We start from the raw sequence: 19,996 nt of genomic DNA, 5'->3' as shown, positions 1-19,996 counted from the left end.
CTAACTTGTACTTGGGTTCTACCCTACTTGTGTTCAAAAATTAAAAGGAAAATTAATGAATAAAAAAGTACTATTATCGTTATTTAGCGCTTCTATGTTAATCAGTGCAAACGTCAGTGCCTCAGATCACAATGATCCAAATTTTCGCTACTACTTTGTTACCTGCTTAGATAAAACAACTCACACACAATTGTGGTTCGATATCTCAAGGTACTGGGATAATGCATGGGGGGCTAGATGCCATGCTGAAAACGGTTACTTAGACGTTGAAAAAGTATATTGGCAAGTAGAACGTTAACGCTAAATAAACTCAAACCCTGCTTTTAGTTAATTTCCGAAGAAAAGGGTTTGTTCAAAAAAATAACATAACCCCATTTAACTGAGATGAGTTAATGTACTTTTTAAGTGCTCCAAAAAGACTTTAACCTTCTCAAGCGGGTATTTCCGCCCAGAGTAAAATGCATTTAATACTAAATCTTCAGGCTCACGGTCTAATTGTATCTCCATGAGTTGGCCCTGCTCAATGGCTTGTTCACACGCATGAAAAGGTAATATTGCAAACCCAAGCCCTTGAATAGCGGCTGCTCTGGCCATATTACCGCTATTCACTTTATAACTTGATTGCACTGTTAATAAATAACCCCCCTTAAAACGCCAAGGCGCGCCTTGCATCACGCTTAGCGTGGTTATACAAGGCAGTGAACTCAACTCTTGTAAACTTTTCGGTTTTGGGTAACGCGCCAGCAGCTTTGGGGAAGCTACGATACAGCTTGGCCATCGGATTATCTCTTTTGCTACCCAACCCGAGTCCATCATGCCCCCACGATTAAAGCTCATTACAATATCAAAACCGTCAACGATGCCTTCTTTCGCCTCCAACTGTGTATCACAACTTAACGCTATTAATGGGTTTTTAGCGACAAAGCTTGCGATTACTTCTCCCATAAACGGGAGATCTGGCGTCATTATTTTTAGGTGACCCGACAGATGATTTGTTTGCGAAGACGTTTCTTGTAAAGCGCTTTGTAAAGAGTCTAGAAGCGAACTGGTAGAATCATAGAGTTTTTGACCAGCCTCTGTAGGACGCATTTTTCGGGTTGTGCGCTCAAATAAGCGCACATTTAATTGCTGTTCTAATAACGCAACATGACGACTGACATTAGACGTTGGCAATGCCAGTTGCTCAGATGCCTGTTTAAAACTTAGGTGTAAAAACACAGCTTCAAAGCTTTTTAGCCATTTTAATTCGATTTTATCTAGCACAATTAACTCATAATTTGGGATTATGAAACTCATAAATGCCAATTTATCCCACAATTTATATTTGTCAAAGTCTGGCTAAGATTTAAATGGAGATATATAAAATGCAAAATACTCGACGTTTGGCAATTATTGGCGCAGGTATCGCAGGCCTAAGTATGGCTATTTTTGCCACACAACAAGGCTTTGATGTAGAGGTGTTTGAAAAACGCAGTGAGATATCACAAATTGGCGCAGGCGTAACGCTATGGCCTAATGCCATGTATGTGTTGGATAAAATGAAGTTAACTAAGTCCATCTCGGAAATCGGCGTGCAGCCATGCGGCATCCAGCAAATGAACCAGCAAGGGCAAGTACTCTCAAAATTAGATCTATCACAACTCAGTCAACAATGTGGATACCCCAGCATCAGCATTTTACGCAAAGACCTAATGCTTTGCTTGTATGAGCAGGTCAAGCAACTCAACATCTTATGTCACTTTAATACACCAGTTGATAGCCTAGATATTACCGATCTTTCTAACCAGTTTGACCTTGTGATCGGTGCCGATGGTAGAATGCACTCTCAAGTAAGAGCTGCTATTTTTCAAACGCCAATGGAACCAGTTTACCAAGGGTTTATTAACCTCATTGGTATCAGCCCTACTCTTGCCAACGGAAAAAACAATCATATTCAGGAATTTCGTGACGATGGTGTACGCTTTGGCATTGTCCCAGCGACGGCTGGCTCATGTTACTGGGCTGCAGCCTGGGCCTGTGATATGAATAAAAATCACACAATAAAACAGTGGCTCAACGAAGCGCAATGCCGATTTAAACACTGGCCAAAAGCGATTAACACAATACTAAATTCGGCAAATATACATAGTTGCAATCATATTTTTGTCCACGATCTAGAGCCGCTCCCTTACTGGCATCAAAACAATGTGGTGCTGATCGGTGACGCTGCCCATGCATCACTGCCAACCTCCGGCCAAGGAGCGAGCCAAGCGCTCGAAGATGTCTGGCATTTAACCAACTTACTCAATCAACATGAAGCGTTACCCGACGCACTAAGTCACTTTTACCAAATGCGAATAAACAAAACTACGGCAGCACAAACAATAGGTCGGCATTTGGCTAAGCAATTCTTCTCTGACATACCTCAGCAGCCGGTAAAAATGGACCCTGCAAAATTACGCATGCTTTGGATGCAAGGTTTATCCACTCCTCATGTACTTTCGTAACTCACTAATTAGAAGTCGTTTTTATAAATTTTCCATTATGGAAAGTTTATACTTGCCAAATTGGAAAGTGTAGGCTAAATTTTAGTTTCCATAGTGGAAAGTTAAGGAAAGCGAACAATGAAAGATACACAAAGTAATATCTCAGAAATAGATAAAGAAACAGCAACACAGGCACTTGCAAGCATTCAATCCACGCAGCAAGAAACCATTGAGCATAGTCGCCCGCCAATGTGGCTAAGCGCAATTACAGGTTTGAGCTATGGCGCGATTGTCGCAGGGTATGGCTTAATGCGACACGAAAATCAATGGGCGTTAATGATGATCGTCGGCGGGGCCTTATTTGCGATTTCTGTCGCAATTTACTTATACCGCTGTCATTTATTAGGGATCAAGCCTGCCATACTGCCCCGCTCCAATGCCAGTAAAAGACTCAATATTTATAGCGCACTATTTTTTGCAGTAATGGTCGTTGTGAGTCGCGAGCTTACTCTATTTACTGAATTGAATTTTATTCCTTGGGCATGCGGCCTAATGTGTGGTGGTGTGCTTGTTTGGTTACAACGAATGTATCCGACAGGTGAAGTGGTCAATGCGGAGCGTCCAAATGAGTGATCTAGATCCCATTATCCATGCGCCAAATCGCTTACAGATCTGCGCCATGCTTGCCACCAGCGCAGAGCTCGACTTTAAACTGATTAAATTGCAGCTAGATGTCAGCGATTCCGTGTTATCTAAACAGTTAAAAATATTAGAAGAGGCTGAGTATATTGTGACTTCAAAACGCAGCAACCAAGGCCGCCCCTGTACTTGGGTATCCCTCACAGAATATGGCAGAGCGGCATTTAACACACATGTCGCAGCATTAAAAAAAATCATAGCCTAGTCCTCATAAAAAGCGCTGAGTAACTTTCAGCGCTTAATTAGTCCAAAGTATAAGTACTTATAAATTAATATTTTTATTAATTTAATTTTCTTCAAATAGACCCGTGTCAAAAAAAGCTTAGCTGCTATGCTTAGTGTTCAGTAGTCGATTAGAGAGCCAACGTTTGATGTTGTTACGTTGTATTACTTGGATATTGTTGTTTGTTAGTCTCAATGCCTTCCCTGCAGCATTCACCGAGACTGAATTTGAAGAAATCAGAGCAGAAATACGTAGTGCATCTTCTCAATCCCCCTTAGAAGCGATATCGACCACCGAGTACTTTTTATTTAAGTTCGACAAACAGCTGAGTACTAGGCAAAAAATACGTTTGTTGTATGGTAAGGCTTGGTTTCAAATTCAAACCGATGACATGCACAGTGCAATATCAACTTTGTCACAATGTAAAAAAATGAGTATTGAAGTCTCAGACCCAACCATTTTGTATAGTTACTATAGCCTCACAGCAGGCGCATTAACTCGCATGGGGTTATATGAAAGGGCCCTTGAGAACTACCTAGAAAGCTACAAACTCGCTGCTTTAATGGACACTGAGCTATTTCTTCGACAAACCGAAAACAACATCGGTAATGTCTATTTAAAATTAAGCCGCTATGAAGATGCAAAGTCCTATTTTCAACGCTTTTATCAAGACGCCAAACAAAGAGACCTCGCTCAACAAATGGCAGTTGGTTTGAACAACCTCGGAGAAGCGCATTTTGGATTAGGCGAATATCAAATAGCATTGGCATTTCATAAGCAAAGCTTAAGCCTTAGAAAGCAAAACGAATTCACTTACCATAGCTCTTGGTCTCACCATAACCTAGGCAAAACCTATATCGCATTGGGTGAGCTTGAACTTGCAAAACAGCACTTAGAACGCGCGACAAAAATACGCAAGGACAGCAATGCTATCGCTGATAGCATTGGGCCGCAAATAGACCTCATGAAGATTAAGCTTTCACAAAAAGCGTATGAAGGCACAGAAACACGCTTAAAAGAAATCATCAAGTTAAGTGATGAATACACCAGACACCAAGAAGAGTCAGAAGCCTATCAACTACTCAAAATGTACTATCAGCAAATCAACGACTTACAAAGTGCACTCGACACATCCGCGTTGCTGATGCAGAGCAAGCTCAAGTTTTTACAAGGACAAGCTGAAATAGGCGTTGCTTTTCATGCGGCCCAAATGAACTTGGCCATAAAAGAGCGTGATATTGCCAAGCTGACTCAAGAAAATGCGATTCATCAGCTCAATACCCAAGCAGTTAAAACACAGTTAATCATCATGATCATCGCCATGGTGATAATTATATTACTCACAGGCTATTTTGTACGGCGAATAAAATCAAAAAACCTCGTTCTGATTAAAACGCTAGACAATTTAAAAGCGACCCAAAAACAATTATTAGAAGCCGAAAAAATGGCAGCAATGACAACTTTAGTATCAGGCATGGCTCATCAACTTAATACGCCGTTAGGGCTTGTTGTCACGTCGGCCTCGTGCCTTGAAGAAAAGCTAAAAGAAATACGTCAACTGCTGTCGGATCAAACGCTCAGTGCAACACAATTAAAAATCTTCTTAGAAGAAGCATCAGAAATGCTGGCTTTGACCGCCAACAATTCAGGACGCGCTGCTGATATGATCGCACGCTTTAAACAAATCGCCACGAATTTAGATACCAGTGACGCTTCCAACTTTGAAGTACTTGGCTTTTTGACTCAAAGGTGCACACTTATTTCACAAAGCATCGAACCTGACATTGTTTTGACAGTTACTGGCGATACTGTTGATATTCACTCTCACCCAGAAACCTTGATAAAGGTCATTTCTCAGCTTGTAAACAATTCTTGTGCGCATGGTTTTATACAGCAATCATCTAAACACATTGATATTGAGGTCAAAGATGGCAGTAATCATGTCCTCATTACGTATCAAGATAATGGCATTGGTATTTCTGAGGATGATCAAAAGCACATGTTTGACCCATTTTATACAAGCCAACTCGGCGAGGGAAACTTAGGGTTAGGCCTGAACATAGCTTATAACTCTGTCGTACATATTTTAAATGGTGAGATCGGCTATGAGCATCAAACAAATGGCGTAAAGTTTGTTATTAATATCCCAAAGAAAAGCCAGAACACGCGTGTTAAATAAAAAACAATCAGTATTTGTTAGCTTTGAAAATATTAAAATATGGCGCTTTAACCTCTAAATTTTGTAGCTACAATTTTAATATACCTCCGCTTTTAAATAATACTCCAATTTAAACCATGCATAGTATTTAAAAAACAGCCATATTTATAAATAATTTATAAAAACAATCTAGAAATAAAAATCCCAAACAAGCCGAAAATACATTAACAACCCGTTAAAAGTTAACAATATCAAAACAAACGATCAAAAAACAATCAATTTCAAAACAGTAAAACACAAAATAAAAAGCAATAATTACAATAACTTCAAAACAAAGCAATAACAAACAATTGATTTGAAATTTATTAAATATTAAGATCGTGACATATAGTTACTAACCTAATAGTTAGATTAGCTACTATAGTTTAGAATTAAATAAGGATTTAAAAATGAAAAAGAATTTACTAGCTGCTTTAGCTCTAACTTTTGTAACAAGTGCAAATGCTTCAGGCCCTAACCCATATTCAGATTGTGGTATCGGTGCAGCTATATTCCCAACTCAAAGCGCAGCGGCTGCTAGCTCAAACATTATTTGGGACCTAGGCGTTACAGCGATTACTTCAGCAACAATGAGTCCTGAGACTTGTAATGCTAAAAATACTAAAGTTGCGAAGTTTATCATCGAGAGCTTTGACTCATTAAATGAAGACACAGCTCGCGGTGAAGGCCAGCACCTAAATACACTTTTAGAAATCGCAGAAGTTTCTGAAGAGCAAAAAGGTGATGTTGTAGCTAAGTTACGTGCAAATGTAGCTGTTTCTATGACTGAGTTCAATGCTAAAACAACTAAGGTTGAGAAGTCACAGGCTTACTACACAGCTCTAATGACAGCTATCTAATGCTATTTGATGCGAGGCCACTCTAGTCTCGCATCAATTTTTATCTGTATGCAAAATTTAGTCAAATCACTATGCCTATTAGCTTTTAGCGTTAACGTTTATGGCATAGATAAAGAAATTTTAAACCACCTTTCCACTGACAAACAATGGCTAAAACTCCTGACAGTTTATGATGGCCAAATACCTAAAGTTACCGACGGTGCATTTCTTCTCACTGCAAAAAATGAGTTTAGTAGCCTCAACGAACTAAATGCGACATTAGAATCATTTTCAATGCCTACACCAGAGGATATTAACCAACACGGTCAATGTAGATACCCTGCAAGATATACTTTTCTTGAGCGTAAATTAGACTTTAAAAAGTTGGGTATTGAAAAGGTTGTTTGCCCTGAGTATTCACAGTTCACTGATGTTAATGAACAAAATCAGCTTAGCTTAGTTTTTGCCACAGGTTTTTTAGGAAACCCTGCTTCTTACTACGGCCACTTGCTATTAAACGTAAATCAAAAAAACAAAGCAGATCTAGATAAAGCCTCAATAAATTTCGGAGCAGATGTACCCGCAAATGAAGGAATACTCGCGTACATTGTCAAAGGTATCGATGGCAGCTACGATTCCTCGTTCACAACACAACCTTTTTTTTACCACTTTAATAACTATAACGAAACGGAACATAGGGATCTATGGGAATATCCGATTGCGCTAGCACCAGAACAGTCTGAGCTAGTCTTAGCACACTTGTGGGAGCTGATAAACGTAGATTTTCAGTACTTTTTCTTTAATAGAAATTGTGCATATTTTATGGCAAGAGCTATCGAATTAGTATTAGATGAAGATATTATTGAAGATACTAAGCTGTGGGTTGGGCCTCAAGAAGTCATCCAAAAACTGCATTCAAGCTCATCTAAGGGGTTGCCAGTATTAGGCCCTGTAAAGTATCACCCATCTCGCCAAACTAGATTATACCAGCGCTTTGCAAGCCTAAATGATACTGAAAAGAAAAAAGTTAAACAAATTGCACTTGCACCAGAGGAGCTAACACTACAGTCATTAGCTCACATGGAACTTGATGCAAAGTATCGTATTATAGATACACTCATAGATTACTATCAATTTGTTAGAGATAAAGAAAACAAGCAAGATAGCAATAATATTTATTATAAAAATGCAGTTATGCTGAGGTACCAACTGCCAATAGCCGCCGCATCTCAAGACTTTCATTCAAATAATGCTCCCGCTTTAGGCAGGGGTATATCACGTAGTTATATCGGATTTAATAACCTTGGTACCATCATTGGTGTTAGACCTTCATACTATGATGCACTTGATGCATCGTATGGTCATATCAAACATGCTGAGCTAAAAATGGGTGAATTCGAGATTATTATTGACTCTGGTAAAGTAAATCTATATTCAGTTACTTTACTGAGTATAGAAAGTATCAAGCAAAATTACACTTCGTTACCTGGAGACGAAAATAGTTCATGGTTCCTCACTGTTGGGGGTGAGCAAGAGACTATCGATTGCAGCAACTGTCTTATGCCTAAAGTTGAGTTGGGTAAAGGCATATCGTACACATATTCAAAGTCAAATCTAGCACTTTCAGGCTTCGCCACAGCAGGATTCAAATCTGATAATTTAGAAAGCAACGGGCTATTCGCAGGCGCTCAACTAAAAGGAAGCTGGCTGATATCCGATACATTTAGTGCAGTGGCTACCCTAAACCACAAGCATTTTTTAAGTAATACCGCTAGTACTCTGTTACAAATTGAGCAAAGAACTGCCCTTACTCAAACAGCAGATCTTAGACTATCTTGGAGCCATGACTTTAAAATAGACGACAGTAAATTCTCACTTAATATTGGGTATTATTGGTAATAAGTATTATTGAGTTACTCAAGTAATATATTGTTCTTTTGGCTCCTAAGTTAGGAGCCAAAAGCACTTTCCCATGTACCACATTCACACTCTACATAACTAAAATTGATGCACTTACACCCTACTTTTTCATCACCTACTTAATCACAAGCTGGTATTTTTTCTAAACCCCAGATTTTGTTATACTCCAGATAACCCTATGCCTTCAGATACTTCAGATGGATAAGAGACAAAAATTAACGTGACTATAATCTTTTATTAGTTAAACACTGCAATATAAAGTCACTCTATACATTATTCTAGCTGCCTATAAAATTTTATTTAACATTAAAGCTGCGCCAAAACCCCACCTTAATGCAATAAAAGAGAACGAAAATCATTGGGTTCTCTGCCCTCCAGTCACAGCTCTAATCGTAAAGAAGTAAGCCCATAATATTTATACAGAGTAAGTTACAGGAAAAAAGTCTATAAGTGTCGCTTTTTAATAACACACACCTTGAAAAATATAAAATCATAAACCTATATAATTGACAAATAACTTATATATCGGTGAATGCTACAGGCTACATTTTAGGTTAAATTAGGAGTGCAGTTTACTTTGTTGTAGGGAATAAATTTAATGCAATAGGAGTAAACTACTGTATTAGCAGGATTAATCACCTTACTTAAAGGAAAACTGTCTGTCTTTAAAATTCTAAAGAAAAGCTAACTTTAAAAATCGATTTTAAACCATAAAGTCTAGCTTGATAACGTTGATTGTACTTAAAATGCTAAAGGTCAAATTCTAAGAAGAGAGTATAAAGAAAGGAAATAAAAGAGGCGGAGGCTATCCTCCACCTCAAATTGTATATTAATGTAACTGTTTAATTACAACCACATCTGTGTGCGTATTGCCATTCACATTATCTTCAATAATAAGCGTTCTAGTTCCATCTGAGTTCAACATAAACTCTCTTGGATAAATACTAGTGTCCAATCCCAAGTTAGTTGAAGCACTTTGTAGGTCTAGATTTGAGTTGTAGGTTTTGATTTCTACTTCTCCGTTAGTATTGTAAACAAGCACTGAGAATCCACCATTTTCATCTGCATCAATACGTGTGCGCGTATAGGCGCTCATTATATCTGAAAAAACCGATACAAAGTTGCCTTGACTATCAACCAGTGCAAATTTGCTTAAATTATACATATCTGCACCATGGACTACAAAGTTTCCGTTGCTAAGCTCGGCGATGGCATCAACTATAGAAAACCCATTAGTATTAAGCTCACCTTCACCAAGCCAGAGCATCTTTTGATTTAAGCTCGCATCTAACACCTGAATTGAAGGTACAAACTCAGAGTTATCGTGCATGTCTGTCTCATCCAAATGAGACAAACCTAATCTGCCATGAACTACAAGGTCGCCTGAATTTGCTCTAAACAGCTCTGCTGAAGTAGAGAACTTATAACCATTCACTGGAGTCCAATTTAATGCAGCACTGACCTCTCCTGTATCAAGTGTAAGTGAATGTAATGAAATTTGTTTTCTTACATCACCTCCAGTACATGCATCCGCACAATCACCTCTGTAAGATAGATATATAGTGGAGTGAGATTCTGCAACACTAGAAAATTCATTATATGTATTGCTTGGTAATGAGGCGAAAAGCGCAGACTTCAATACGTTACCTGCCTGATCAAAGATAATAGCAGCAGCGCTATTTGCAGAAATTTGCGACCCGACAGCCACATACTGACCTGTAGTTAATTCAATGGCTTCTTTAATTTCGATATCTGCTGAAGTTGTCCACTCTTCAACACCTTGTGAATTAAGCTTGTTTAGTCTTGTAACATTCTCAGATTCACTCTTGCTAAAGATCAGATAACCACCATCAGCAGTCTCTAATGCCTTAGTCACTCGATCGTCAGCATCTGTTCCAAATGTCGCTCTAAATACACCTACATTTAATTCTAAACTGTCGCTCCATATACCTACAGTACCTTGAGGGTTAACAGTTCTGATTCTCCAGTAGTAGCTACCAAGACCTAATACGGTATGAACGCCAACAGTATCTGAGGTAAGTGAAGACATCACATCGGTAAAGCTGATATCACGAGCAATTTCAATCTCATAAGATGCCGCAAAATCAACTGGGTCCCAATTTAATTCAATATTCCCCTGAGGAGCATCCATGTTGACGGAAGATTGTAAATTAGATGGCGCATTTAATTGTGAATAATCAACAGTAATAGAGAATGCTGGTAACGCAATTGAAGTAATGCCATCAGTCACACTAAGCGTGATGTTCTGATGAGTACCAAAATCACCATTGCTTGGTGTACCATTCAAACTGCCTGTTGATGCATCAAATTCCAACCACCTTGGTAGATTTTCAATTTCAAATTTTAGCTCATCAGCATCTACATCCGTTGCAATTGGAGTAAAAGAGTATACTTGTGTTGCTACGATAGAATCAGAGGGGTTACCACTAATCTCTGGTGCATCATTTGTAGCTAAAACGGAGATACTTACCGACACAACTCGGCTAGTTACTTGGCCTTGAGACAAAGTGAACTGAATTTCATCCGAACCATTGAAGTTGGTATTAGGGATATATTTGATATTTGGATATTCCCCCTGTACAACACCATTAATTGGCGAAGATGTGATATCTAACACAACAGGGACTTCTGCGCCAAGCGGCAAATTATTGCTTAGCTCTATCTCTAGACTTGAGTCTTCGTTGAGTGACACACTCTGATCTGCAATTACAAAATCAGCGACAAACTGAGAAGTGTCATTTGCATCACTAATACCATCGTTGTCATCATCATCATCTTTGTTGTTTGCAATACCATCTAAATCAGTATCTAGGAATTCATTAATATCAGGCACTTTGTAGCCTGTACTATTTTCAATCCACTTAGTGACGTTGGCAGTAACGGCAGCAGGGTCAATTTTTTTCTGAGTTGCAGCAAGTTCTTTAAGTTCTTCTTCGCTTTCTAATTCACCATCTTCACTAAAGTCATTCTCAATCTCATTGATAAATGCAGTTAACTCAGCTTCTGGCGAAGTATTGTTTTCTTTAGACTTATCAATCGCATATTGGTACATCATTGAAGAAAGAGTGAGTAAGTATGCACTTGATTCAGAATCGGCATCTTCGAAGATCGACAGCTCAGAGAAACCTTTATTTTCAACACCAGAAAGCGTTGCTGTAAACGCCGTCGCTAATTCAGCTTCGGCTTTCTTAATCGCATCTTCAAATGCCATTGACTCAGAGCGAAGTAACTCCACTACACGCTTGCTTGTTAAGTGCGTTAATAAATTCACATTCGCGTTCTGGCGCTCATCACCAGTCACTTTGTATATGCTTCTTAAAGTAAGCGTGTCAGTGGAAAGCTCACCAGTAATTTCATTTCGATAATAGCCAGTTGCAGACAGTTCAATTAGTGCTCCTTCATCGACTGAAAATTCGAAATTCCCTAAATCATCCAGTGTTTTAGTTACGATTGTAGAGTCAGTATTTTCACCAGATTCAGAAAGAATATTGATCGTGACTGTTGAGCCGATTATAAAAGGCCCTTTTTCTACACTTCCAGCAATTGTCATTTTCTTGGACTCTGGAGTTACTCCAGGCTGCACTGTTTGGGACTCTTCTTTAAGAGCCGGAGCAGAAGAATCTGAACCACTAGAACCACACCCTGTAGTACCTATTAGCGCGACTAATAATAACGTAGCTTGATTTACTCGCTTCATTTTTTTTCCATTATAGGTTGGTTGAAAAATCATTTTTCTTATTATTAAAATTATTTTTAAATAATAAAATAGGTACACAATTTTAATTAAACAATTGCAAAAATTCAACCATTATATGCTAAATCAACATAGTGCATAAAAAAATTAATACGATTAAAAACCCCCTAAAAAAAACAGTACTAAATTATTACCAACCCCATTTACCGCAAATCAAAGAAGAAAAAAACAAACCATTGAAAAGTAATGAATTTAAACTTTAAACCCCATAGCTTGAGAGTGTATTTCTTATCTAAGTGTATACCTTCAGGGATAAAAAGACTCATAATACTGGTGTACAATAAAACGAAGCTTGTAAGCTAAAGTTCAAAAAAACATCTATTTTAGTTTTAAATAACGCAATTAAAAAACAAAAAATTCACACCAAAAAACAACCCATTAACCCAGGTGAATATTAATTTTAAAAAATATAAAATAATGCATATATAGTGTATAAAAATATATAACTGTGAAAGCTGATTTAATTTTATACCTGTCTAGAAACCTTTAAACACAATTGACTACCAAACGTTTAGTTAAATCAGATCGGTGTGGTTTGAATATAGAAGGCAAATAGCCACGCTTTTGTGTGCTGACCTGCTCTACAAGCTTATGAAGTTACAACACAACCTAACTAACTTATTTTTTATAAATTTTTAGCTTTAATTTCATACAGATATTCACCTTGATTAAACGGTATCACTATCATTGGCAAGAAATAAACTTATTTCTAAAAGAACAGCCCGCTACAAAACCAATTTTATAGCAACGCTTTTTCTGAGAAGCTATGAAGAAAGAGGCGAAAAATACTACAACTGCTTTTTCTGATTATCAGTCTACTCGCCACCATTTCGCGTAAGACGCAGTGTCATCTCATACTGATTTAACAGATATCAATGCGTAGCTCTTTGTATTGACATGGAAAACCTGAAACTTATCTAAAAAAATACAATAGCTGAATACACAGTAGCTCCAAACCTCACCCTTTGCCAAGCAATGGCAGACACCTTAAAATAGATGTTTGCCAGAAATAAGACTCAAAATAACTTGAATAGGCCTTACTCAAAGCATCATATTAGAGCTGCTTCACAAATATTCCTTGATACTTTTCTTTGTTATTCGCACGCTCATGTGGATACGTTTTGACCTTAGTCACATAGCCTTGTTTGTCTCGCTCAAATACCACAGTTCCACCATTGTACGTCATCACTTTAAACTCATCATGATGGTGAGGTTTTATCCACGAAATAATGCTGGCTAATTGCTTCATGATTAGCTGCCCATCAAGTAATTCAATAACAATGTCAGGCTTACCATTTGCTACATAACGGCCTATATATCCCTCAAGTTGTGAGTCAGAAAATGTCACAGGTACATCAATATCACCTTCAACTATATCAGTGACATAGTGACCATAGTACTCCGTATGTTTAGGGTTATTGTCTAAGTTTAGCTTCGCAGCAATTTCCCTGGCAGGCTTATCTGCCAACAACTGTTCCTTTGATTTTCCCTCTCGAAATAGTTGATCGAAACGATTGAACCAAGCAACGTAGTTTTTCCTATACTCTATCAGCTCTTGCTTATTGATAATCGCTTTACCATGCGCAGGCACAATAACTGTATCATCGTTAATCACTTCTAATGCTTCCTTACCCCATATATTAAAACTTTTCATCCCCAAAACCCCAGGATCTACGACGTGCTGTGGTCTGATATTTTCTCCTATAAAAAATACATTCCCTTTTTTAAGATATATTACTGCATCATCAAAAGTATGAGCGATTATATGCTCTAAATATATAGTTTCGTTTCCTAACTCAAGCACCAACTTATCTTTAAAATGCAAACGATTACTCGTAGGGAAATACTTATCATAGTCTGCACTGTAAATAACATTAGCTTGATTGATAATCGTTGCTCCCATAGACGCAAAAAATTTATTACCTCCGGTATGATCACCATGCATATGTAAATTGACTACATATTTGATAGGCTTATCAGTGAGAGACATCACTGCTTCAATTATTTTATTATTCGATGACTTACCAAACCCCGACTCTATAAGCACAACGTGCTCATCCCCAATAACAATCCCAACATTTGTATTGTAACCAATGTCTAAGTTATACACATGATCACGCACCTTGGTTAAGGTGGGTAAAAGCGACGATTTCGAAAAGGAAAAGTGGGAAAATATAACGCTGCAGGCCAAAATGCCCCATATAAGCTGTTTTCTCATTTTTTATTACTCTTTATTTTTATTAGGTGCCATTGTCGAGGTCTTGAAAAGATGCGCAATATAATTGACCTAAAGTTTTACTAGAGAAAAGCTGCGGTTTTTTTATGTATATTTAACAGATAGATAGCATAAAAATATCGCTAGAAAAAACTAGCCGTATCGTTATACTAACTTTGAGCAATAACAGGTACTACAAATACAGCATACTAAAGGCACTCAATGGTTGAGTTTTACATTGGCACCGCGCATATTGATATGGCGCGCTCACAAATTACCACAGAGATTGGCACATCGTCACTTGAACCAAAAGTGATGCAAGTTTTGCTCATCCTTGCCCAAAACCAAGGGAGAGTAGTCAATCATGAGACGATTTTACGAACCGTTTGGCCAAATACTGTAACCTCTGCCAATGCTATTCAACGCTGCGTAGGTCAGCTCAGAAAAGTACTAAATGACACAGCTCGGTCTCAACAAGTTATCGCAACCTACCCAAAAATTGGTTACAGTTTAATCCCAAAGGTAAGATTGCACAGTCCGAATCAAAATGAGCCAAGCAGGTATAACTCCTCCACAACATTAATTCAACGCCTTTCTCCGGTGTTCGGCTGGCGGTTAATTATAAGTGTATTTCTGAGTTGCGTGATCATGACGTTGTCATTAAGGCATGTGTCCATACAAGCAGACGTGACCGTGAAATCGCTCACACCTTTAACTGCAACAGATAATATTGAGCAAAAGCCTAGTTTTTCACCAGATGGGCAATACATTGTTTTCCAACGCTTTTTAGGTAATTGTAAAAATCAACTTTGGGCTAGAAGAATAAGCACAAGTGAAGAACATCTACTTACAAGAGAAGCGGGTAATTATGGCGTGCCGCGTTGGTCACCAGATGGAGAACGTATTGTCTTTACCAGTAAAGCACAGTGCAACTCTACTCCAAATAGCGCAATAGTAAAAGCTGAGCATCCCACACAAAAAAACAAGCTTCAGGCATGTAATGAAATTCGAGGCATTTCTTTTCACTTAGCAAAAGTCTCTCCTCAACCTTCCACACTTTATCATCACTGTGAATTAAATACTCATAATCAACCTGTTTGGCTAACTAACTCAACCATTGCTTTTATAACCCGGCAAGCCCAAAACAGTTTTATACAACAGCTTGATATTGTAAAAAACAATACTCAACTACTGCACAAGGTGGATAATAAAACAATCAGTGCACTTGATTACTCTCGGCCACAAAATAAGTTAGCTTGGATCGAGTACAAAAAGTATATGCCCCTTACGTTAAGCATTTACGACCCGAAAACACTAGATTTAGATAAGGTGGAGCTTGGTGAGCATCACAATTTTTCGTACATCAATCATATTCGTTGGTTATTTGATTCTCCCTTACTATTAATATCTAAAAACAACCAGTTAATAAGCATAAACCTATCTGGTGAAGTCAACGCCTACTTACAACCCACTACTGACAAAATATTGTATCCAGCCATACATCCAAGTAAAAACCAGCTTGTTGCTTCAATGGGTAACTTTGATAGAGATATAGGCCTGACAAAATGGTATGCACATTCACCTCAGGCTCTGAGCGAATCGACTACTTTTTCACGTAGTAACGTCGATGAGTTTAACGCCAAGCAGCAGCCAAACGGTAAGCTTGTCGCCTTTATTTCATCAAGAAGTGGTAGTGAACAAGTCTGGCTTCATAATCAAAGCAGCCAAAAAGACTCTCAGTTAAGTAATTTCACTGACGCAATAACTCCAGTCGATATACTTTGGAACAAGAGTGAAAGCGCGTTATTTATCCTTGCAAATAAGAAACTGTATCTCTTGAGTTTAAGTGGCAAACTCTCTTCAATTAATACCCCTTACCCTCTCCTTGGAATCTACCAAGACAGAGGAAATAGCCAACTTTTAGTAAAACAACTAAAGGATGCAACCCCAAGTCTTGCTCTACTCAATTTAAATACCCAAAAATTTCACTCTTTGTATTTCGAGGATACCGACAAAGCATTGCTCACTCGTAATGACGATCTATTTACTCTTGAAGGCAAGTCAATTTTTAAAGTAATTAATAAAGAGCGACATAGCGTGTCTATGCTCGACGGAATTGAAGCACAAGGCCTATTTACATATAAAGAACAGCTCTATATCATCTCATCAACCAATACACTCTGGCAATATCACCCAAGATTAGAGCAGTTAACTTTACTCGCCAAGTTTGATAGGGACATTGATAGTATCAGTGGTATCAGCGTGCCTGAAAAAACAGTTTATTTTTCTGAGTTTGTGAGCATCAAAAAAGAGCTTATGTTGCTTGATTTGGAATAATACCTGAGCTCAATTTATCAATTAAAAAGTAATATACCTCAACTCAGTTGTAGGTAAGAAAAAAGAAAATGACATAACTGGACGCTACAATGATGTCATTTTATTTCGTATATAATTTTACCACAAGGCCATTTCACTTAACCGATAAAACCCAGTATCACAGGGCTTTATCTTTTAATTAAACCTACATGCAGCATATGCTGGGTGCGTCCAGCAAATTTCTACGCTTTCTCGATATTGCCCTGCTCCACCGATTTGGGGAGTGAGTGAATTTTTTAACGCATTAATTTTTAAAGATTTTACTGATTTTTTATTAAGTTTGAGTTTCATATTGATCCCTCATCTAGTTTTTATGAATGCCATTACTGCTGGCAATAAATACACTCAGTAATACAAAACCACAATAATGTTCAAAGTTCAACCAAACCAGCATTATGCAAGTTTGGCAAGAGATATGAAAAGAGAAACAAAGGCAGCGATAGCTGCCTTTGGGATATAAATTTAGATAGGACGTAGCTGCTTCAGGCGAACAGCCGAAAAGAATGCCAATGCAAAAATGACTAAGGCACTGATCAATATTTGCCAAATATTGATTTCTTTATTGAGAGGCTTAGCTTCAAACAATGGGAAGTTTTCAACATCCGTTTTAGTGACTGGTTTGTCAAAAAACATAAAGTCATAGAAGAAATGACGGATCTGTTGATGATATTCAACCACCTGCAAACGATAATCAGCTTGATCCGCACTACTGGTATTTGCGAGCTGATTTAATTTAAGCTGAAAGAACAAAGCCGGAGACAGCGCACTCAAAGTTTGTAAAGTTTGCTGGCGTGCTTGATTATTGTCGCGATACTGTTGCCATAACTGAGCTACCTCTACATCACTCAAATGCTGCTGCGCGTAATACCATTTCCAATCAAATTCCTCGCCAAGAGGCGCGGTATCTTGCCAATTAGGCTCATGCTGCAAAAATGTGTCTAAAGTTTGCTGCTTATCTTTATCCCACCCATCGTTTAACGTGACACGCTGTGTCAGACTAATTTCTAGAGGAGCGTCAGTCTTGTACTGATTTGACAAATATAAGTGCACAGCACTTGGCACTAACATAGCAAAAACTACCCAGCTACTAAGATAGGCCAGACTATTAAACACGCTTGTTTTGCCAAAACTCATGATCAAGCTAGCAATGGCAAACCAAAACACCATGTATAAAGTGCTTGCCAGCAACACAGTCCAAAAAACGCCATCAAACGGCAAGGATAAAAGCATCGCCGCACTAACCAGAAGTAAGATCACCAATAACCAAATCACAACAAAACGCAGCGCGAGCTGCTTCGCAACCTGACTAAATGCACTTTTTGGCAGTGCATTTAACATTCGCCAACGCCCTGCATGTTGCTCATCAGAGATCAAAGTAACGGTTAAAATACCAATGACAAGGGGCAGCAGATACACTAAAACAAAGCCAAGATCTAATCCCCCTGTGCGCTGCTGCGCTGGATTAACGATTTCTCGATTAAATATTTGGCTTTGCAATGCAGTGGCACGCACTTTAGAGGCGACCATAGATGAATGACTTTCACCGACAAACAACGCAGCCCACGGACTGAGTTTCCACTCTGTTGGTGCACTGGCATAATAAGCCAAAGAGCCTGCCGCTGGTAGAGTCTCTCTTTTATTAACGTGTTCACGCTCTTTTTGAAAGACGATTTTAGATTTGTACTGATCAATGCGCAGCGTTTTATACCCTTGCGCACCTTGATAAATCGCAAATACACCAGCTATCACAAAAAGTAGCAATACAAGTTTATTGATAGCCCCTGAAAAAAGTCGCTTACACTCAAGTTTAAACAGCAGCATAAACTCTCCTTTGCATCCCTTTAGAATTTAATGAACCAAACATCACTAAAACTACCAATAAAGGCAGCAACCAAGCCAAAGAAAACGGGCTCAATGACCAACCAAGTACAGGTGATTTATAAGTAAAGGCGTCAAACTCCTGCCAGTACGATTTATCGATGCGCTGATCTCTGTCATTGTGATGATCTATTTCTTCTGTATGCAACTTATTGAGCTTTTGAATACGCGCATAACGGTGCGCTTCTGCTTGTTGCTCAAAGTCTAAAAAGTGTCTCGTATCTGTACGCGAGAGTGCCATTGAAAAATCGCGTACGAACAAATAAGGATTCAACCAATAAAACTGGCTAATAAAACGTTGCTGCGCTGAGAATTGCTCAAGCTGTTTTTCGTAATGCTTTTTATATATCTCGGCATTTAGCTTTTCGCCCTCTTGCATTACCAACCCTTTGTAATTGACAGGCAGCTCTTCAACTGTGCTCACGCCATATTTTTTCAACGTGTCTTCACGGAACTTATTAAAGTAAGGATCGTTCGGATTGTGACTGTCCCCGACTTTGCGGTTATCCAGTTTAATTGCTAATTCAAAGTCATTGCGCTTTTGATGCGGGTACTGATTATGTGCAAACTCAGCCAGCATGCGCGGCATCAAAATAGTCAAAATAAACCAAATCGACGTTAATAACACCAAAGCTTGCTTTGGCGCTTTCACTAAACTAGAAACAAACAGTGTTAAGCCAATCCAAAATAAGCAATAAAGCACATAAACGGTGAATAGCAACAATAGTCTAAGTGGCGCTTCAGATGAAAATGCTGCACCTGTGCTTGCTGCCAATACCAGCGCCAAAATAAAAACAGGCAAAATAAAGATCACGGACAAGAATAGATAGCTTAAGCTTTTTCCTGTGACTAAATCTCGAAATGACACGCCCATAGACATAAGTTGGCGTAAAGTCCCGCTTTTTTGTTCACCACTGATACTTGCAAAGCCCAGCGCAATAATAAGTAACGGCCAAATCGTTAATAAGATATTGGCACTGCTTAGCTCTGAAAATCGCAGTAAGGTCCCGCCATCTTGATCATTGGCAAAATTAGCACTGTTTTGCTTATGCGCTTCTAAGAAAATGCTGTTGCCAACCCAAGAATTTACCCCTAAATCAAAAAAGCTTAATGCACTGGGCGTACGAAAAGCAAAGTGACCAAAATGCGCCACTCGATGCGGGTGTCTATCAGGTTGGGCTTCCCACTGTTGCTCAACAAGTGATTGGGCTTTTGCCTGCGTTTGCGCGTTATGTTGATACTGCTGCCAACCTGTGAATAACGCGATTGCCAGCAACAATTGGATCATGATGAAGATCAACCACAAGCTAGGGCTTTTACGCTTACTAGCTAATTCGTGGCGAAATATCTTCATTACTCTGTGATTTATCATGTAATTATATTTCCTGTATGAACACAGTAGCTTTTAA

The 19,996-nt window shown here is 38.5% G+C and carries 14 protein-coding genes; 8 read left to right on the top strand and 6 right to left on the bottom strand.

The window, feature by feature from the left end:
- Positions 1-55: 55 nt before the first annotated feature.
- Complete coding sequence (locus QNM16_RS01150; RefSeq protein WP_284018765.1) at positions 56-298, top strand: hypothetical protein; 243 nt, start codon at positions 56-58, stop codon at positions 296-298.
- A 77-nt stretch (positions 299-375) separates the two neighbouring features.
- On the opposite strand, the gene QNM16_RS01145 is transcribed toward QNM16_RS01150, so the two are convergent.
- Positions 376-1,296 (bottom strand): LysR family transcriptional regulator, encoded by a 921-nt coding sequence (locus QNM16_RS01145; protein WP_284018764.1) that lies wholly within the window; start codon positions 1,294-1,296, stop codon positions 376-378.
- 68 nt (positions 1,297-1,364) lie between these two features.
- Between QNM16_RS01145 and QNM16_RS01140 the strand changes: the two genes are divergently transcribed.
- The 6 genes from QNM16_RS01140 to QNM16_RS01115 all read left to right on the top strand — a co-directional run bounded on the left by QNM16_RS01140 (position 1,365) and on the right by QNM16_RS01115 (position 8,322).
- The gene (locus tag QNM16_RS01140; RefSeq protein WP_284018763.1) at positions 1,365-2,486 is read left to right on the top strand and encodes an FAD-dependent oxidoreductase; all 1,122 of its coding nucleotides are present in this window, start codon (positions 1,365-1,367) and stop codon (positions 2,484-2,486) included.
- 117 nt (positions 2,487-2,603) lie between these two features.
- The gene (locus QNM16_RS01135; RefSeq protein ID WP_284018762.1) at positions 2,604-3,098 is read left to right on the top strand and encodes a hypothetical protein; all 495 of its coding nucleotides are present in this window, start codon (positions 2,604-2,606) and stop codon (positions 3,096-3,098) included.
- Positions 3,091-3,369 (top strand): transcriptional regulator, encoded by a 279-nt coding sequence (locus tag QNM16_RS01130; protein ID WP_284018761.1) that lies wholly within the window; start codon positions 3,091-3,093, stop codon positions 3,367-3,369. Before QNM16_RS01135 ends, QNM16_RS01130 begins: the two co-directional genes overlap by 8 nt.
- Before the next feature lie 166 nt (positions 3,370-3,535).
- Positions 3,536-5,566 carry a tetratricopeptide repeat-containing sensor histidine kinase gene (locus tag QNM16_RS01125; protein WP_284019881.1) on the top strand — a complete coding sequence of 677 codons (2,031 nt, stop codon included), beginning with the start codon at positions 3,536-3,538 and terminating at the stop codon, positions 5,564-5,566.
- A 428-nt stretch (positions 5,567-5,994) separates the two neighbouring features.
- Positions 5,995-6,444 carry a DUF3015 family protein gene (locus QNM16_RS01120; protein WP_284018760.1) on the top strand — a complete coding sequence of 150 codons (450 nt, stop codon included), beginning with the start codon at positions 5,995-5,997 and terminating at the stop codon, positions 6,442-6,444.
- Between the two features lie 48 nt (positions 6,445-6,492).
- Positions 6,493-8,322, top strand: a complete 1,830-nt coding sequence (locus QNM16_RS01115; protein WP_284018759.1) for an Lnb N-terminal periplasmic domain-containing protein — start codon at positions 6,493-6,495, stop codon at positions 8,320-8,322.
- 850 nt (positions 8,323-9,172) lie between these two features.
- Here the strand turns inward: QNM16_RS01115 and QNM16_RS01110 are convergent.
- Together QNM16_RS01110 and QNM16_RS01105 are read right to left on the bottom strand one after the other, a co-directional pair.
- On the bottom strand, positions 9,173-12,061 hold the full coding sequence (locus QNM16_RS01110) for an Ig-like domain-containing protein (protein ID WP_284018758.1): 2,889 nt from the start codon (positions 12,059-12,061) through the stop codon (positions 9,173-9,175).
- Positions 12,062-13,172: 1,111 nt separating this feature from the next.
- The gene (locus QNM16_RS01105) at positions 13,173-14,228 is read right to left on the bottom strand and encodes an MBL fold metallo-hydrolase (RefSeq protein ID WP_284018757.1); all 1,056 of its coding nucleotides are present in this window, start codon (positions 14,226-14,228) and stop codon (positions 13,173-13,175) included.
- Between the two features lie 327 nt (positions 14,229-14,555).
- Here QNM16_RS01105 and QNM16_RS01100 point away from each other — a divergent pair, with 327 nt between their 5' ends.
- Positions 14,556-16,670 carry a winged helix-turn-helix domain-containing protein gene (locus QNM16_RS01100; RefSeq protein WP_284018756.1) on the top strand — a complete coding sequence of 705 codons (2,115 nt, stop codon included), beginning with the start codon at positions 14,556-14,558 and terminating at the stop codon, positions 16,668-16,670.
- A gap of 174 nt (positions 16,671-16,844) precedes the next feature.
- On the opposite strand, the gene QNM16_RS01095 is transcribed toward QNM16_RS01100, so the two are convergent.
- The 3 genes from QNM16_RS01095 to QNM16_RS01085 form a co-directional block, all read right to left on the bottom strand.
- Positions 16,845-17,000, bottom strand: coding sequence for a hypothetical protein (locus tag QNM16_RS01095; protein ID WP_284018755.1), 156 nt, complete (start codon positions 16,998-17,000; stop codon positions 16,845-16,847).
- A gap of 171 nt (positions 17,001-17,171) precedes the next feature.
- Complete coding sequence (locus QNM16_RS01090; RefSeq protein WP_284018754.1) at positions 17,172-18,530, bottom strand: DUF3526 domain-containing protein; 1,359 nt, start codon at positions 18,528-18,530, stop codon at positions 17,172-17,174.
- Positions 18,517-19,959 carry an ABC transporter permease gene (locus QNM16_RS01085; protein ID WP_284018753.1) on the bottom strand — a complete coding sequence of 481 codons (1,443 nt, stop codon included), beginning with the start codon at positions 19,957-19,959 and terminating at the stop codon, positions 18,517-18,519. The genes QNM16_RS01090 and QNM16_RS01085 overlap by 14 nt, the downstream gene beginning before the upstream one ends.
- Positions 19,960-19,996 lie beyond the last annotated feature (37 nt).

It is taken from the genome of Pseudoalteromonas umbrosa, assembly GCF_030125375.1.
Lineage (GTDB): Bacteria > Pseudomonadota > Gammaproteobacteria > Enterobacterales > Alteromonadaceae > Pseudoalteromonas > Pseudoalteromonas umbrosa.
This window is presented reverse-complemented; position numbering and strand designations above follow the sequence as displayed.

Coding starts and splice junctions, on each gene's coding strand:
- QNM16_RS01150 (WP_284018765.1), top strand. CDS start 56: ATGAATAAAAAAGTACTATTATCGTTATTTAGCGCTTCTATGTTAATC.
- QNM16_RS01145 (WP_284018764.1), bottom strand. CDS start 1,296: ATGAGTTTCATAATCCCAAATTATGAGTTAATTGTGCTAGATAAAATC.
- QNM16_RS01140 (WP_284018763.1), top strand. CDS start 1,365: ATGCAAAATACTCGACGTTTGGCAATTATTGGCGCAGGTATCGCAGGC.
- QNM16_RS01135 (WP_284018762.1), top strand. CDS start 2,604: ATGAAAGATACACAAAGTAATATCTCAGAAATAGATAAAGAAACAGCA.
- QNM16_RS01130 (WP_284018761.1), top strand. CDS start 3,091: ATGAGTGATCTAGATCCCATTATCCATGCGCCAAATCGCTTACAGATC.
- QNM16_RS01125 (WP_284019881.1), top strand. CDS start 3,536: ATGTTGTTACGTTGTATTACTTGGATATTGTTGTTTGTTAGTCTCAAT.
- QNM16_RS01120 (WP_284018760.1), top strand. CDS start 5,995: ATGAAAAAGAATTTACTAGCTGCTTTAGCTCTAACTTTTGTAACAAGT.
- QNM16_RS01115 (WP_284018759.1), top strand. CDS start 6,493: ATGCAAAATTTAGTCAAATCACTATGCCTATTAGCTTTTAGCGTTAAC.
- QNM16_RS01110 (WP_284018758.1), bottom strand. CDS start 12,061: ATGAAGCGAGTAAATCAAGCTACGTTATTATTAGTCGCGCTAATAGGT.
- QNM16_RS01100 (WP_284018756.1), top strand. CDS start 14,556: ATGGTTGAGTTTTACATTGGCACCGCGCATATTGATATGGCGCGCTCA.
- QNM16_RS01095 (WP_284018755.1), bottom strand. CDS start 17,000: ATGAAACTCAAACTTAATAAAAAATCAGTAAAATCTTTAAAAATTAAT.
- QNM16_RS01090 (WP_284018754.1), bottom strand. CDS start 18,530: ATGCTGCTGTTTAAACTTGAGTGTAAGCGACTTTTTTCAGGGGCTATC.
- QNM16_RS01085 (WP_284018753.1), bottom strand. CDS start 19,959: ATGATAAATCACAGAGTAATGAAGATATTTCGCCACGAATTAGCTAGT.